The 16,486-nt window shown below is 46.9% G+C and carries 13 protein-coding genes; 10 read left to right on the forward strand and 3 right to left on the reverse strand.

The genetic code is table 11. The annotated features are described in order from the left end of the window. Positions 1–76 precede the first annotated feature (76 nt). The 3 genes from LIX84_RS02420 to LIX84_RS02430 all read right to left on the reverse strand — a co-directional run bounded on the left by LIX84_RS02420 (position 77) and on the right by LIX84_RS02430 (position 3,383). Positions 77–1,684 carry a carboxyl transferase domain-containing protein gene (locus LIX84_RS02420; RefSeq protein ID WP_226420525.1) on the reverse strand — a complete coding sequence of 536 codons (1,608 nt, stop codon included), beginning with the start codon at positions 1,682–1,684 and terminating at the stop codon, positions 77–79. 97 nt (positions 1,685–1,781) lie between these two features. Further along, the gene (locus tag LIX84_RS02425) at positions 1,782–2,951 is read right to left on the reverse strand and encodes an isovaleryl-CoA dehydrogenase (protein ID WP_074190552.1); all 1,170 of its coding nucleotides are present in this window, start codon (positions 2,949–2,951) and stop codon (positions 1,782–1,784) included. A gap of 45 nt (positions 2,952–2,996) precedes the next feature. Next, on the reverse strand, positions 2,997–3,383 hold the full coding sequence (locus tag LIX84_RS02430; RefSeq protein ID WP_005373242.1) for a MerR family transcriptional regulator: 387 nt from the start codon (positions 3,381–3,383) through the stop codon (positions 2,997–2,999). Between the two features lie 209 nt (positions 3,384–3,592). Here LIX84_RS02430 and LIX84_RS02435 point away from each other — a divergent pair, with 209 nt between their 5' ends. The 10 genes from LIX84_RS02435 (at position 3,593) to betB (ending at position 16,317) form a co-directional block, all read left to right on the forward strand. Then, the gene (locus LIX84_RS02435) at positions 3,593–4,771 is read left to right on the forward strand and encodes a thiolase family protein (RefSeq protein ID WP_226420526.1); all 1,179 of its coding nucleotides are present in this window, start codon (positions 3,593–3,595) and stop codon (positions 4,769–4,771) included. Positions 4,772–4,841: 70 nt separating this feature from the next. Then, positions 4,842–6,335: a CoA-acylating methylmalonate-semialdehyde dehydrogenase gene (locus LIX84_RS02440; RefSeq protein WP_226420527.1), complete on the forward strand. Its 1,494-nt coding sequence runs from the start codon at positions 4,842–4,844 to the stop codon at positions 6,333–6,335. 95 nt (positions 6,336–6,430) lie between these two features. Then, the gene (locus tag LIX84_RS02445) at positions 6,431–7,585 is read left to right on the forward strand and encodes an acyl-CoA dehydrogenase family protein (RefSeq protein WP_226420528.1); all 1,155 of its coding nucleotides are present in this window, start codon (positions 6,431–6,433) and stop codon (positions 7,583–7,585) included. Between the two features lie 49 nt (positions 7,586–7,634). Then, complete coding sequence (locus LIX84_RS02450) at positions 7,635–8,411, forward strand: enoyl-CoA hydratase (protein WP_226420529.1); 777 nt, start codon at positions 7,635–7,637, stop codon at positions 8,409–8,411. A 10-nt stretch (positions 8,412–8,421) separates the two neighbouring features. Continuing rightward, complete coding sequence (locus tag LIX84_RS02455) at positions 8,422–9,552, forward strand: enoyl-CoA hydratase/isomerase family protein (protein ID WP_226420530.1); 1,131 nt, start codon at positions 8,422–8,424, stop codon at positions 9,550–9,552. Between the two features lie 18 nt (positions 9,553–9,570). Further along, positions 9,571–10,467 carry a 3-hydroxyisobutyrate dehydrogenase gene (mmsB, locus tag LIX84_RS02460; protein WP_226420531.1) on the forward strand — a complete coding sequence of 299 codons (897 nt, stop codon included), beginning with the start codon at positions 9,571–9,573 and terminating at the stop codon, positions 10,465–10,467. A gap of 9 nt (positions 10,468–10,476) precedes the next feature. After that, a complete protein-coding gene (locus tag LIX84_RS02465) occupies positions 10,477–11,235 on the forward strand; it encodes an SDR family oxidoreductase (protein WP_226420532.1) in 759 nt (252 codons plus the stop codon). Positions 11,236–11,691: 456 nt separating this feature from the next. Further along, positions 11,692–13,713: a diguanylate cyclase gene (locus tag LIX84_RS02470; RefSeq protein WP_443083696.1), complete on the forward strand. Its 2,022-nt coding sequence runs from the start codon at positions 11,692–11,694 to the stop codon at positions 13,711–13,713. A gap of 525 nt (positions 13,714–14,238) precedes the next feature. Beyond that, positions 14,239–14,838, forward strand: a complete 600-nt coding sequence (gene betI / locus LIX84_RS02475) for a transcriptional regulator BetI (RefSeq protein ID WP_005392557.1) — start codon at positions 14,239–14,241, stop codon at positions 14,836–14,838. An 18-nt stretch (positions 14,839–14,856) separates the two neighbouring features. Beyond that, positions 14,857–16,317 (forward strand): betaine-aldehyde dehydrogenase, encoded by a 1,461-nt coding sequence (betB, locus tag LIX84_RS02480; RefSeq protein ID WP_012842338.1) that lies wholly within the window; start codon positions 14,857–14,859, stop codon positions 16,315–16,317. Positions 16,318–16,486 lie beyond the last annotated feature (169 nt).

Raw genomic sequence — 16,486 nt, forward strand, 5'->3', positions numbered from 1 at the left:
CTATTCCAATACTCGCTAGCCGTTATTTGTATAAACATCGGTATTCGCGAGGAGTTAAGGGTTGCTTTGTATCCGACTACATACGGAAGATGCCAAACTTACTGTCTGGTATTGGCGCATTGAGTGCAGCAGACAGAGCAATGCCGACAACATCGCGAGTTTTAGCGGGATCAATAATGCCGTCGTCCCACAGTCGCGCACTGGCGTAATAAGAGTGGCTTTGGACTTGATATTGCTCCGCAATTGGACGTTTGAACGCTTCTTCTTCCTCTACGCTCCAGCTTTCACCTTTGCGCGTTTTGATATCGCGGGTCACTTGCGCCATCACGCCAGCCGCTTGCTCTCCACCCATTACGGAGATGCGTGCGTTTGGCCACATCCACATCATGGTTGGGTCATAAGCTCGGCCACACATACCGTAGTTACCTGCACCATACGATCCACCTATAACCACGGTAAACTTCGGTACGTCTGCACACGCAACAGCGGTCACCATTTTCGCGCCATGCTTGGCGATGCCTTCGGCTTCGTACTTCTGGCCGACCATAAAGCCAGTGATGTTCTGCAAAAATAGCAGAGGAATTTTGCGCTGTGCGCACAGCTCAATAAAATGCGCACCTTTCTGTGCCGATTCCGAAAATAGAATGCCGTTGTTAGCGACAATGCCAATCGGCATGCCGTGAATATGGGCAAAGCCACAGACCAAGGTTTCACCGAACAAGGCTTTAAATTCATCAAATTGTGAATCATCAATAATTCGGGCAATGACCTCTTTAACATCAAACGGCTTTTTAAGATCGGTTCCGACGATTCCGTACAGCTCTTGCGCAGTAAAGCGTGGTTCCTGTGGCGCTTTTTGCTTGAGTTGGACGGGTTTCAAGTGGTTGATTTGAGAGACCGCTTGTCTTGCCAGCTCTAACGCGTGGTGATCATTTTCTGCATAATAGTCGGCTACGCCAGACGTACGGCAGTGAACGTCTGCGCCACCAAGATCTTCCGCGCTGACTTCTTCCCCTGTTGCTGCTTTTACCAGAGGAGGGCCCGCTAAGAAGATCGTGCCTTGCTCTTTGACTATGATGGAAACATCACACATGGCAGGAACGTACGCCCCGCCAGCGGTACATAGCCCCATGACCACTGCAATTTGCGGGATGCCCTTGGCTGACATTCGAGCTTGGTTGTAGAAAATACGTCCGAAGTGGTCTTTATCAGGGAAGACTTCATCTTGGCGGGGTAGGTTAGCACCGCCAGAGTCGACCAAGTAAACACAAGGCAACTGACACTTCTCTGCGATTTCCTGTGCGCGTAAGTGCTTTTTAACCGTGAGCGGGTAGTAACTACCGCCTTTTACCGTCACGTCGTTGGCAACGATCATACACTCGGTGCCGTCTATTACACCCACGCCAGCAACCACGCCAGCGCATGGAACGTAATCTGGATACACATCCCAGCCAGCAAACTGACCAACTTCTAGAAAGGATGAACCAGGGTCGAGTAGGGCAAGAATACGCTCGCGTACCGGAAGTTTGCCTTTCTTCTGCTGATGCTCGCGGGCTTTCTCACCGCCACCATCTTCTATTTGGGCAGTCACGGTATAAAGTTGATCCACAAGCGACGCCATAGAGCGGTAGTTTTCCTGATACTGCTCTGAATGGGTATTAATATTGGTCGTCAAACAAGCCATAAATAGCCGATCTCCATTCGGTAGACGGGTGACAAACCCCGTCTTTATTTAGGTTGAGTAAGAAAATGTTTTTTAGTCAGAACGCCTGGACAGATTATTAGGCGCTTTCGTTAAACAATTCGCGACCAATAAGCATGCGGCGAATTTCTGAAGTGCCCGCACCGATTTCATACAGCTTGGCATCTCGCAACAAACGGCCCGTATCAAACTCGTTGATGTAGCCGTTACCGCCAAGTAGTTGAATCGCATCCAGTGCCATCTTGGTTGCCAGCTCTGCGCTGTAGAGGATCGCGCCAGCAGAATCTTTACGGGTGGTTTCACCACGATCACAAGCGGCAGCGACGGCGTAAACATACGCTTTAGCGGCATTCATTTGTGTGTACATATCCGCAATTTTTGCTTGAACTAGCTGGAATTCACCGATGGATTTGCCAAACTGTTTACGGTCGTGAATGTAAGGCACAACGATATCCATACACGCCTGCATAATGCCAAGCGGGCCACCGGCAAGCACCACGCGTTCGTAGTCCAAACCGCTCATCAACACTTTCACGCCTTGGTTTTCTTTGCCGAGAATATTGTCCGCAGGGACTTCGCAGTTTTGGAAGACCAGCTCACACGTATTCGAGCCGCGCATGCCCAACTTGTCGAGTTTTTGTGCTTGAGTAAATCCAGGGAATCCGCGTTCTACGATAAAGGCCGTGATGCCTTTGGAGTGCTGGCTTGGGTCGGTTTTGGCGTAGACAACATAGGTGTGCGCATCTGGGCCGTTAGTGATCCACATTTTGTTGCCATTTAGCAGGAATATATCGCCTTTACGTTCCGCTTTAAGCTGCATAGAGACCACATCTGAGCCTGCACCGGGTTCACTCATGGCAAGGGCACCGATATGTTCACCGGAGATGAGTTTTGGTAGGTATTTTTCTTTTTGTGCTTGTGTGCCGTTGCGGTGGATTTGGTTGACACAAAGATTGGAGTGAGCGCCGTAACTTAACGCAACCGAAGCGGATGCTCGACTGATTTCTTCCATAGCGATAACGTGGGCGAGATAACCCATGTTCGCACCACCAAACTCTTCGCTGGTGGTCACACCTAAAAGACCCATGTCACCCAGTTTGGACCAAAGATGGTTTGGAAAGTCGTTAGATTGGTCGATAGATTGCGCTAGCGGCGCAATTTCTCTTGCAGCAAAACTATTGATTTGCTCGCGAAGCAAATCGGTATTTTCGTCATAAACAAAGTTCAGGGAAGAGTAGGTAGATTTCATTGCGTGTCCTTGCCTTTACGTCACCTACATCCCAGAGTTGAGGTGTTAGGTGACTTTTTCGCCTTTCATGGATCTCAGTGTGTTTTGGCATCGCAACTGTGCCGCGTTTAACTCCATCATTACCGCTTGAATGTCGTTTGCTTGCTGTTGCAATGCTGCCTTCTTCTCTTCGATCAACCGAATCATATAGTTCAACTGCTCAGTACTTTGATCGGTATCGTAGAGTTCAAATAACTCTTTGATATCTGCAAGAGAAAAGCCCAATCGCTTACCTCGCAAAATCAGTTTTAGTCGAATTCGATCGCGACCATTGTAGATTCGTGTGTTGCCTTTACGTTCTGGAGTTAGGAGACCTAAATCTTCGTAGAAGCGAATACTTCGGGTAGTAATGTCGAACTCTTTCGCGAGCTCGCTGATCTTAAATGTGTTCATTCCTTAACCTTACGACTTTCGTATAACATTCATACGAATATACAATTCGTTAACGTTAAAGTAAATAAACAACATCCACTCTTGAGCCTTGATATCACTCGCATTTACTCGAAATAAAATAGTTACTCGAACAAACAATAACCTCAAACTTGACGTTAACGTAAATGTTAGTATAGTTATGACGTAAACGTCAACAAAAGGTTAATGGAATGAAAAATGAAACATGGATTGTTGCCGCTAAGCGAACGCCTATCGGCTCTTTTCAAGGTGCATTAGCTTCAACAGATGTCACGGAACTCGGTGCGAAAGCCATCCAAGGGGCACTAGCCGAAAGCCAACTCGATGTGCAAAAAATAGACGAAGTGTTGATGGGATGCGTTTTACCCGCCGGCGTGGGGCAAGCGCCAGCAAGACAAGCAAGTCTTAAAGCAGAAATGCCAAAATCGATCGGTTGTACGACACTGAATAAAGTCTGTGGTTCGGGTATGAAAACCGTCATGCTGGCACATGATATTATTCAATCTGGTAACGCGCACGCGGTTATCGCTGGCGGTATGGAAAACATGTCCTCTTCTCCTTATCTACTTAAGAAAGCGCGTGATGGTTTCCGTTTAGGTCACGAGCAAGTGCTTGATCACATGTTTTATGACGGTTTGCAGGATGCCTACCAAGGCGAATTGATGGGTGCCTTTGCCGAACAAACCGCGCAAAAGTACCAATTCAGCCGTGAAAGTATGGATATCTGGGCACAGCAGTCGGTGACTCGTGCGCAGCAAGCGATTGAGCAAGGTTTGTTCAAAGAAGAGATCGTGCCTGTTAACGTAAAAAATCGACGCGACGAAACCTTGGTGGTAGACGATGAGCAACCGAGCAAACTCGACGTCACTAAAATTCCCACCTTACGACCTGCGTTTGCCAAAGATGGCGGCGTAACGGCAGCCAACTCAAGTTCTATTTCTGATGGTGCATCGGCAATGGTATTGGTTGATAGTGAATTTGGCCGTCAGGAAAACGTTCAACCTCTAGCCAAAATTGTCGCGTACAGCACGCATGCAAGACAGCCTGATGAGTTCACCATCGCACCCGTATTCGCGATTGAAACGCTGCTGGAAAAAACGGGCTGGGACAAATCAGACGTGGACCTTTGGGAAATCAATGAAGCCTTTGCCGTTGTCGCTCAATACGCGGTGAAAGCACTCGAATTGGACGAGAGCAAAGTGAACCCTCGCGGCGGCGCTTGTGCGTTGGGGCATCCAATTGGTGCGAGTGGTAACCGAATCCTCGTGACTTTGATTCACGCTCTTAAACAAACAGGCGGTAAACGTGGCGTTGCATCGCTTTGTATTGGCGGCGGCGAGGCTACCGCAATCGCGATTGAAATCTGCTAATTCATTCTCAACAAAGTTTCACTTACATAACAGTAGTCAGTAACAAGCTGAAAAATACAAGGATGTCATCATGACAGAACAAGTAAAGCAGTATATCGGTGGTGAATTTGCCATCTCCGACTCAAAACAATGGCTAGATGTAACTAACCCGGCAACCAACGAAGTGATTGCGCAAGTACCTTGTGCCACGGAATCAGAAATGAATGCGGCGATTGCCAGCGCAACAGAAACGTTCAAACGCTGGAAAGAAGTTGCAGCGCCGGAGCGTGCTAGATTGATGCTGCGCTACCAACATTTGCTAAAAGAGCAACACGATGAGTTGGCGATACTGCTTTCAAGTGAGACAGGCAAAACCCTCGCGGATGCAAAGGGTGACATTTGGCGCGGAATTGAAGTGGTAGAGCAAGCTGCAAACATTTGTAGCTCAATGATGGGCGAAACGGTGGAAAACGTCGCGACCAATATTAATGGTTACTCTTACATTCAACCGCTCGGCGTTTGTGCTGGCATTACACCGTTTAACTTCCCTGCGATGATCCCATTGTGGATGTTCCCGATGGCGATCGCTTGTGGCAACACCTTTATTTTGAAGCCGTCAGAGCAAGTGCCACTAACGGCAATGAAACTGGCGGAGCTGTTTGAACAAGCTGGCGCACCAAAAGGCGTATTGCAAGTTGTTCACGGTACCAAAGAGCAAGTCGACCGCATTCTGACTGATCCAGTCGTTCGTGCGATCTCTTTTGTTGGCTCTGTGCCAATTGGTGAGTACATCTACAAAACAGGTACAGACAACCTGAAACGCGTGCAGTCATTTGCAGGTGCTAAGAACCACATGGTCATCATGCCGGATGCAAACAAACAGCAAGTCATCAATAACCTAGTTGGCGCGTCAGTTGGTGCTGCAGGCCAACGCTGTATGGCGATTTCGGTTGCCGTATTTGTAGGCGAAACCAAAGAATGGATTCCAGAGCTTAAAGAGGCGTTAGCTCAGGTTCAGCCTGGCGCATGGGATGATGAAACCGCCGGTTATGGTCCGCTGATTAGCCCTCAAGCGAAGCAGCGAGTGGTGAATCTGATTAATGAAGGCAAAGCGTCAGGCGCGAATTGTGTTCTGGACGGGACAGATTGCCAGGTACCTGGCTTCCCGAACGGTAACTGGGTGGGGCCAACACTGTTTACCAACGTGACCACAGACATGTCGATTTATCAGGAAGAAATTTTCGGGCCTGTACTGTTAACTATGGAAGTGGATGACCTAGATGAAGCGATTGAACTGATCAATGCAAACCGCTTTGGTAATGGTACGTCTATTTTCACGGCGAACGGCGCTGCCGCGAGAAAGTATCAACACAATATCGAAGTGGGTAACGTAGGCATCAACGTGCCGATTCCTGTGCCATTACCGTTCTTCTCATTTACGGGTTGGAAAGGCAGCTTCTATGGCGATTTGCATGCTTATGGAAAACAGGCGGTTCGCTTCTACACCGAGACGAAAACCGTCACCGCGCGTTGGTTTGAAGATGACATTCCAAGCGGCCCAAACATGACCATTCAATTGAGCTAGTCACAGAAGTAGCGATACCTCTAGCCAAGCCCTTCAACCCTTTAGAGGGCTTGGCTCGGATACAAATGCAACGAATTAGACCTTAGGACTTCAAGATGGATTTTGAATTAAACGAAGATCAACTCGCGTTTGCCGAAGTAGCAAAGCAGTTTGCAGACCAAATGTTAGCGCCGCATGCGGCCGAGTGGGATGAAAACCATCACTTCCCTAAAGATGTACTGCGTCAAGCGGGTGAGCTTGGCTTTTTGAGCATCTATACACCGCCAGAGCATGGTGGTTTGGGATTGTCTCGTTTGGATGCGGCGATCATTTTCGAGCAGTTGGCTATGGGTTGTACCGCGACTACTGCGTTTATGACCATTCACAACATGGCGACGTGGATGATCACCAGCTTTGCCAAAGCGGAAGTGGCGCAACAATTTAGCGCGGATCTAATTTCGGGTGAAAAGCTCGCTTCCTACTGCTTAACCGAACCTAATGCCGGCTCTGATGCCGCTTCACTGACGACAAGTGCAGTGCGTGACGGCGATGAGTTTGTCCTGAATGGCGCAAAAGTGTTTATCTCTGGCGCGGGTGATACAGATGTATTGGTCGTGATGGCGCGTTCATGCGGCGAAGGGGCGGGTGGTGTTTCTGCATTCGTTGTTCCTGCTGATTGCGAAGGTATTAGCTACGGTAAGAAAGAAGCCAAAATGGGTTGGAACTGCCAACCAACGCGCATGATCACCTTTGAAAATGTCCGCATTCCGGCTGACTATCTGTTGGGTGAAGAGGGCGAAGGCTTTAAGTTCGCCATGCTTGGTCTGGATGGCGGCCGAATCAACATCGCTACTTGTTCCGTCGGCACGGCACAACAAGCACTGAACGAAGCCAAACAATACATGACAGAACGCAAACAGTTCGGACGTTCACTGGCGCAATTCCAAGCCCTGCAATTCAAGTTGGCCGATATGGCGACTGAGCTGGTTGCCGCGCGTCAAATGGTGCGACTTGCTGCCGCTAAACTCGATGCGCAACATACAGAAAAAAGCGCGTACTGTGCCATGGCAAAACGCTTTGCTACTGATGTTGGCTTTAAAGTCTGCGATCAGGCGCTTCAAATTCACGGTGGCTATGGCTACATCAAAGAATATCCAGTCGAGCGCCATTTCCGAGACGTTCGTGTTCACCAAATTCTTGAAGGCACCAACGAAATCATGCGTCTGATCGTCGCAAGACGATTACTAACGGAAGGCGTTGAGCTGCTTTAGTCAGAGAGACGCAGCCTTACCTAAAGAAATTAAAAAGGACTGAAAGAATATGACGGCACAGATCAAATTAGAGCGCGAGGCACACATTGCTAAGCTGACGATTAGTAATCCACCTGCCAATACTTGGACGCTTGAATCTCTCAATCAACTTAAAGAGCTGGCGATAGAACTGAGTAATGATGGCTCTATTTATGCGTTGGTACTGACGGGCGAAGGCGAGAAATTCTTTTCTGCTGGAGCGGATCTCAACAACTTTGCATCGGGTGATAAATCACAAGCAGCAGATATGGCGTTCGCATTTGGTGAAGCGTTTGAAGCGCTGTCTGCATTCGATGGAGTTTCTATCGCAGCGGTTAATGGCTATGCGATGGGTGGTGGTCTGGAAGTGGCGATGGCGTGTGACATTCGCATCGCAGAAGAACAAGTACAAATGGCACTTCCTGAAGCATCGGTCGGCTTGTTGCCTTGCGCGGGCGGAACGCAAAACCTGACCGCGTTGGTAGGTGAAGGTTGGGCGAAGCGTATGATTCTGTGTGGCGAACGAGTGACGGCCGAGCGAGCGGAAAAAATTGGTTTAGTCGAAGAAGTGGTGGCGAAAGGCCAAGCACTAGAAGCGGCGATAGTACTTGCACAGCGTGTTGCTGGCCAATCGCCGAAATCCGTGTCTGCGTGCAAAACGCTCATTCAAGGTCGACGCAGCCAAACTCACGCGGCCGGATTGGTCTCGGAGCGTGAACTGTTCTTGCAGTTGTTCAATACACAAGATCAGACTGAGGGTGTAAACGCCTTCTTGCAAAAGCGTAAGCCACAATGGACAAACAGCTAGCGGAGGCCAAATGACAGGTACAGTAAATGTTTCAAAACTTGAGTGCGCTGATGGCTCTGTCATTGGTGTGTTGGAGCTTGATAATCCAGCCGCCCTTAACGCGCTGAGTTACGTGATGATTGAGCAGTTGTACAAACAGCTTAATGAATGGCAAATGGACGACAGTATCGTCGGGGTCTTTTTGCATGCCAAGGGTGAAAAAGCGTTTTGTGCTGGTGGTGACATTCAAGCGATTTACCGTGCACTTGAAAACAAAGAGCAAGACTTTGATTCTGCGTTTTCAGCGATGGAAACCTTCTTTGACCTCGAATATCGCTGTGATCATCTTATTCACACTTATCCAAAACCGATCATCGCGTGGGGGCATGGTTATCTGATGGGCGGCGGTGTGGGCTTATTTATGGGCGCAAGTCATCGCGTAGCAGAAACCACCACACGCTTTGCGATGCCAGAGATTAAAATCGGCCTTTACCCAGACGTAGGCGCGACGTACTTCCTAAATCAGTTGCCAAAACACTTGGCACTTTTCCTAAGTTTGACGGCTTGCCAAATTAACGCGACAGACATGAAAGCGTTGGGATTAAGCCAATGGATTGCACAGCCAGAAAGCAAACAAGCTCTGTTGGATCTACTCGCATCGGTAAGTTGGAAGGATGAAGCGAACATCAACGAAAAAATCGCTACTACGCTACGTTCGGTACAAGTGGACGAGCCAAGCGAAGGGATGTTGATGCCATATGCGGGATTGATTGAGCAGCTTTGTTCGGGTGATTTAGATTCGATTGTTCGCGCAATCAGCAGTGCCGACGTTGATGATAAGTGGTTCGTCAATGCGCAAAAAGCATTGAACTATGGTAGTCCGTTGTCGCTCAATATCACCTATCAGCAGTTAACGCAGTATCAAAATCTCTCTTTGAAAGTGTGTTTTGATATGGAATTTAATCTGACGTTACGTTGCGGCTTAGAAGGTGATTTTAGAGAAGGGGTTCGTGCGCTGATTATCGATAAAACCAATCAACCGATTTGGCAACATCGCACGGTTTCTGACGTAACACCACAAGTTTTGGAACGCTTCTTCGCACCAATTGACTCAGCAGAATACCCACTGACCGCATCCTCAGTTGCCACTGTGGCACTTTAGACAAGGAAGAAATACGACATGGATAAAATTGCATTTATTGGCCTTGGCAACATGGGTGCGCCTATGGCTAAGAACCTACTCACAGCGGGCTTGAACGTCGAAGTGTTTGATTTGAATCCAAACGCTGTGGCAGAACTTACCGCATTTGGTGCGTCGAGTGCAGATTCGGTAAAACAAGCCGTTCAAGGTGCGAGCGTGGTGGTCACCATGCTACCTGCTAGCCAACACGTTCAAAGTGTTTATCTTGGTCAAGACGGGATCTTAGATAGCGTAGATTCTGGAACGCTGCTAATCGACTCTTCGACCATCGATCCAGCGACCGCTCGTTTGGTTGGCGAAAAGGCGCTGCATCTTGGCATCAGCTTTGTTGATGCACCGGTATCTGGTGGCGTTGCGGGCGCAGCGGCAGGTACGTTGACTTTCATTGTTGGCGGCTCACAAGAGAACTTTGTTCAAGCCAAGGTGGTGCTTAGCCACATGGGCAAAAACATTTTCCATGCAGGTGATGCCGGAGCCGGTCAGGTGGCGAAGATCTGCAATAACATGATGTTGGGCATTTTGATGAGCGGCACTTGTGAAGCACTCAATTTAGGCATGGAAAACGGACTCGATCCCAAAGTGCTGTCTGACATCATGCTGCAAAGTTCAGGCCGTAACTGGGCGCTAGAGCTTTACAACCCGTGCCCAGGTGTGATGGAAAACACGCCTGCAAGCAATGGTTATCAGGGCGGCTTTATGAGTCAGTTAATGGCGAAAGATCTCGGTCTTGCGATGGAAGCGGCGGTTACCAGTCAAACATCAACACCAATGGGCAGCTTGGCTCGTAACCTGTTTAATTTTCACAACGGTCAGGGCAACGGACAAAAAGATTTTTCAAGCTTGTTTGAGTTCTACCAAAAGCAAAATCAGGCCTAAGGAGTGCTTATGGATCTAGCAAATAAGGTTATTGCGATCACGGGGGCCGGGCAGGGGCTTGGTAAACAAATGGCGCTGTCGCTAGCGGAAAGCAGTGTTCACCTTGCGCTTATCGACCTCAATTCAGACCAACTGGCTGAAACGAAAGCGGAGTGTGAATCTTTCGGCGTCACCACTCGTTTTTATGTAGCGAACGTGACGGAAGAACAAGAAGTGTGCGCTGCTTTTACGCAAATTGAAGCGGATTTCAAACAGCTCAATGGCGTGATCAATAACGCAGGCATTATGCGCGATGGCATGTTCATCAAAGTTAAAGATGGTCAGGTTAACGCGATGTCGCTGGAACAATTTCAGTCTGTTATGGATGTGAATGTGACAGGCACTTTTCTGTGTGGCCGCGAAGCGAGCAAGGTAATGCTGAACACCGATAGCAAAGGTGTTCTGATCAACATATCGAGCGTCGCGCGTGCGGGGAATATTGGTCAAACTAACTATTCAGCGTCTAAAGCGGCGGTAGCCACCATGGCGACGGTGTGGGCGAAAGAGTTAGGGCGTTTCGGAATTCGCTCAGTAGCGATTGCTCCGGGTGTCATCAAGACTGCCATGACGGACCAAATAAAACCTGAAGCGATGGAGCGTTTAGTCAAAATGATTCCTGTCGGACGCTTAGGTCTTGCTGATGAAATTTCTTCGACCATCAAATACGTGTTAACCAATGAGTTCGTGACTGGAAGAGTATTCGAAGTCGATGGCGGAATGCGAATGTAGCCCCTCCTCATATTAAAAAGGGGAGCGAGCTTGGTTGTCCGCTTCCTTCCTCCTTTCTTATATTGTTTCTATCGATAATTTTTAATGGATGTTTTAGTAACGGCTGCTGTACCGATTACATTTACAACTCTTTTGTATTTTTGGTATGAATAAGTTCTCTCGTGTTAATTTTTATGTAAATGCATTAATTCACAATCAAGACAATTTTTTGTCTCATTGATGAGATTTTTCTTCTTGGGGTATGAAAAACACTCTTATTGATTATATTGTGACCGAAAACCATTTCGACATCTAAAGATGGTGATTTATTATTCAGCGCAAAATACATGGGAATATGAGGCTGGCTGAATAACCTTCAGCTACCTTAATAATAAAATAACCAGAATTCTCTATTACACTGAAGTAACTACCCATTAGGGAAGAGCAATAATGTCACTATTTCATTCGCTTAGGACGATGCCACTACTATTGGGGTGTCTGTGTCTTTCTATTCAGGCATCCGCAGAAAAGGTTGAACAAGAAGGTAAGTTTTTACAGTCGCTAGAAGGCATTGAAAATCAAATTTACGCATTACCTCAGAGCTCTTTGGCTTTGATTGAGGCGTTAGAAGAAGACTCTCTACTACAAAATCAACCAACAGAGCTACTGGTACGTTATTGGCTTGCAAAGTCCACGGTTCTAGAGCTACTTGGGCGCGCGGAAGAGAGCCAAAACGTCGCACAAAAAGGGTTGGAACTTGTGCGTCCACAAAGCCATGAGTATCTCTTATTTAAGTTGATTCAGATGCGAACTATGGTCGGAAAGAGCGATATCGATACCGCGCTTTCTTCGTTGGATAGTTTGTTGGAAACATCGCGTGAAAATGGCGATAAGCAGCTCGAGTCTGAGATCCTGTTGCTAAAAGGACGTTACTACGATGAGCAGGGCGAGTTTAAAAAATCCTATGCCGCAATTATGTCGTCAATGGATGCGGCTGAGTCCTCTGGCGTTCAAGGATTGGTCGAACGGGCGGCGCTAGAGCTTGGTGACGTACTGGTCAAAATTCAGGGCTATGACCGTTCAGAAGCATTGTTGGAACAAGCGTACCGTTATTTTAGGGATAGACGCATGTCGTTCAATGAGCTGCTGAGCGTCTTAACGATAGCAAAGCTTCATAAGGCACAGTTCCAATACGAAGAGGCGATTGTATCGTATCAGAGAGCGCTAAAGCTCGCGCAAATCATCGGTGACGGGCGCTTTAGGTTTCGAGTTAACCTCGAGCTTGCTGCGTTATACCGTGAGACGAACCAAGAAAATAAGATGGTTCGCCACTTAAAGTTGGCGGAGAACTTACAGTATAGAGAAACCTCTAGCGCCTACTTAGCGACATTTAAGCTGTTGCAAGCCGAATATATGCTAGAACAGAAGCAGTTTGAGACACTTCTAGCGATGATCGCGCCTATGTTGCCGGAAATTATCGAGAGCCGATATGTTAAGCAACAGCAAATGGAACTACTAAAAGTGGCTGCCATGGCCTACGCGGGAAGCAATGACTTTAAATTAGCGTATAAAACTTACGGCAACTATCACGATAAATTCATCCAATTTAGCAACCAAAGAGAATTTGAAAATCTTGAACGTCAGCAGACGCTATTTGAACTAGAAAGACTTGAATATGAGAACGAAGATCTCAACTGGAACAACGTGTTGCAGCGTATGGAACTGGAAAATAATCGTCGTACCTTTTATCTATTGGGTGAAGCGCTACTAGCACTCATTGGTGTTCTCTTTTTGATGGCAGTGGTATTCCTTGTTGTGAATCGATCACGTTTAAGAATGCGCCGCCTAGCAAAGACAGATACGTTGACAGGGTTATTCAATCGCCGTTTTTTAGAAGATTGGTTTACTAAACCCGTAGAGACGAAACGTGAACGCAAAGAAAAGCCGACGCCTCAATCTAAGCAAGAAAAGGTGCAGCATTTTGTGTCTGAGCAAGTCGAGCAAGTTAAGTACGGCTACCTAGCTTTAAACAAATGGGTGGATAGCAAACTCGATAAACAGAAAATGGTGCCAAAGAAGCCGCAGTCGGGGCCGGTAAGTTTAGCGCTAATCGATGTAGATTATTTTAAACAGGTAAATGATACCTATGGACATGTGTTCGGTGATGCCGTACTAACAGGCGTTGCCAAAGTGCTAGAAGAGACGGTGCGTGAAAATGACATTGTTGCACGCTTTGGTGGTGAGGAGTTTGTTGTTGTGATGCCCAATACCGATCATGAAGACTCTCTCATTACCGCTGAACGATTACGTAGCGCTTTATCCTTACATGGGTTCGTCACGGAACAGAATGAAGAAGTGAGAGTGACCTGTAGTTTTGGTGTTGTGACGACTGAAGATAGTGAGATGAATTTTAAATCACTCTGTGATCAGGCAGATAAATTACTTTATCAAGCTAAAGCGGATGGACGTAACTGCGTGAAAGGGCGCAAGCTGACCTAATAAAATCAAGAATGCAGGCTCATCAAACGGTGAGCCTGAACTTACCCTTCCTACTGATTACTTCAGAATCACTTAAGAGTATCGAATTACATACTCATAGCGTTCAGTATTATCTACTCGTTTTATCTCCCACATTTTCAAAGTACTAATGTCACTTGTGTATACGAAGCTATAACACACGAGTATGTCTGTTTTTTATACAAACAAAGCCGATACAGGTGAAATGATTAGTGGTCGATGTAAAATTTTTCTGGTGTGGATTTTTGTGGCACGAAAAACAATTCTCTGAAAGGTGTGTTAAAAATTGACACTTCAATAAGTTATTGGTTTATTTGTGTTTTTATTTGGGTTTTTAAACGCATCTTTGACTTTTACGACAAGTTATCGCATAGAAATTTTGCGTACACCATCAACTTTCCTTCCTTTGTTAATAACCTTTTTCTTAAAAAATGATTTGAGTTCGAACTAATTTTCAGGCATTTTATATTTAACTAACCGTTCAATTAAAAATAACAAGGACGCAAAATGCCAAAGGTGGGGATGCCTGAAATCAGAAAACCACAGCTGGTGAAAGCGACAATGTCAGTGATTGATAGAGTCGGTTTACACGCTGCGAGTATTTCGTTAATCAGCAAAGAAGCCGGAGTATCAACGGGGATTATCAACCACTATTTCGGTGGTAAGCACGGATTGCTGGAGGAAACGATGCGCGAAATCTTGCGTCAGCTTTCGTCTACTATCACACAGAAGTTACGTGAGCTGCCAAGTGATGCTCATCACCAAAGAATTAATGCCATCATTGACGGTAACTTTGTCGGCTATCAGGCAGAAAACCAAGTTGCTAAGACTTGGCTAGCGTTCTGGTCGTACTCAATGCATGACGAGCAGCTTAAGCGTTTGCAGCGTGTCAATGAACGACGTTTATTGTCCCACCTAAGAAAAGAACTCAAAGCATTATTAAATGCAGAGCAGGCCGAACTGGTTGCTCATGGTATTGCGTCACTTATTGATGGTATTTGGCTGCGCGGAACGCTCAACCCGCAAGGCATTGATGCAGAAAGAGCGAGAATCATCATCAACGACTATCTCGACAAACAACTTACGTTTTATTCTGAAAAAATATAAAAGTCACAGGTCTTCAAAATGGAAATGAAAGCACACTATATCAATGGTGCGATGTACAACGGGTGTTCAGATGAGCACTTCACCACTTACAATCCGGCGAATGGTGAGCCATTGGCCAACATTAAACAAGCGAACCAAGACGATCTCGAAGCGGCGATTGAGTCGGCAAAGAAAGGTTTTGCTGCATGGTCAGCAATGACTGCGATCGAGCGCAGCCGTATTTTACACAAAGCCGTTGCCATTTTACGTGAGCGTAATGACGAGCTTGCTTCATTAGAAGTTGCAGATACTGGTAAGCCAATTCAAGAAGCTATCGCGGTTGATATAACAACAGGTGCCGATGTTCTTGAGTACTATGCGGGTCTTGCTCCAAGCTTGCAAGGTGAGCAGCAGCCACTCAGCGAAGACCAGTTTTTCTACACACGTCGCGAGCCCTTGGGCATTTGCGCAGGTATTGGCGCTTGGAATTATCCAATCCAAATTGCGATGTGGAAATCGGCGCCAGCACTGGCTGCGGGCAACGCTATGATCTTCAAACCATCAGAAGAAACACCATTAACAGCGCTTAAGCTAGCAGAAATTTATTCAGAAGCGGGCATGCCAGATGGCGTATTTAATGTCGTACAAGGGGATTACCGAGTAGGGCAGATGCTAACGGCGCATCCTGACATCGCAAAAGTATCGTTCACGGGCGAATCAGGCACCGGTAAAGTCGTCATGAGTGACAGCGCTAAGACACTAAAACAAGTAACGATGGAGCTGGGTGGTAAGTCTCCACTGATTATTTTTGATGATGCAAAGTTAAACGATGCCGTTTCTGCGGCCATGGTGGCGAACTTCTACACGCAAGGTGAAGTTTGTACGCACGGTACACGCGTGTTTGTTCATGAAGGTATTTATGATGACTTCATCGCACAACTTAAAGCTCGAACTGAATTGTTAGTTGTCGGCGATCCGCTTGATGAGAACACGCAAATTGGCGCGCTGATCTCTAAAGATCATGAATCGAAAGTACTAGGAGCGATTGAAGCCGCGAAAGCGAGTGGCGCGACGTTACTGACTGGTGGCTACAAAGTAACAGAGAATGGCTTAGCCAATGGTAACTTTGTTGCTCCAACCGTATTTGTCGATTGCGATGATGACATGAGCCACGTTCAGCAAGAAATCTTTGGTCCGGTAATGTCAGTGCTGAAATTCCGTGATGAGTCGGAAGTGATTGCGCGTGCAAATGGCACCGATTATGGCTTGGCTGCAGGCGTATTTACTCAAAACCTATCTCGTGCCCACCGCGTGATTCATCAAATTCAAGCTGGTATTTGTTGGGTGAATACATGGGGCGACTCACCTGCGGAAATGCCAGTTGGTGGCTACAAACAATCAGGTGTTGGCCGTGAAAACGGTGTCGAAACCCTTAAACATTACACGCAAACGAAGAGTGTTCTGGTTCAGCTAAGCGACTTCGAAAGCCCTTACAAATGATACCAATCGTAGTAGATAACTGACCACTTTAGCTTGTTAAAATGCTCGATAACTGCGTTGTCAATTTTGATTGTAGGCTAACTACTTATCGAAAATTTCCGCCTTGTTCTCAAGCATTTTTCCTACGCTAATTTCGTTCACTTATCTACTGTGATTGGTATTAACTCCT

Source organism: Vibrio sp. E14, from assembly GCF_020515785.1.
GTDB classification, from domain to species: Bacteria; Pseudomonadota; Gammaproteobacteria; order Enterobacterales; family Vibrionaceae; genus Vibrio; species Vibrio diabolicus.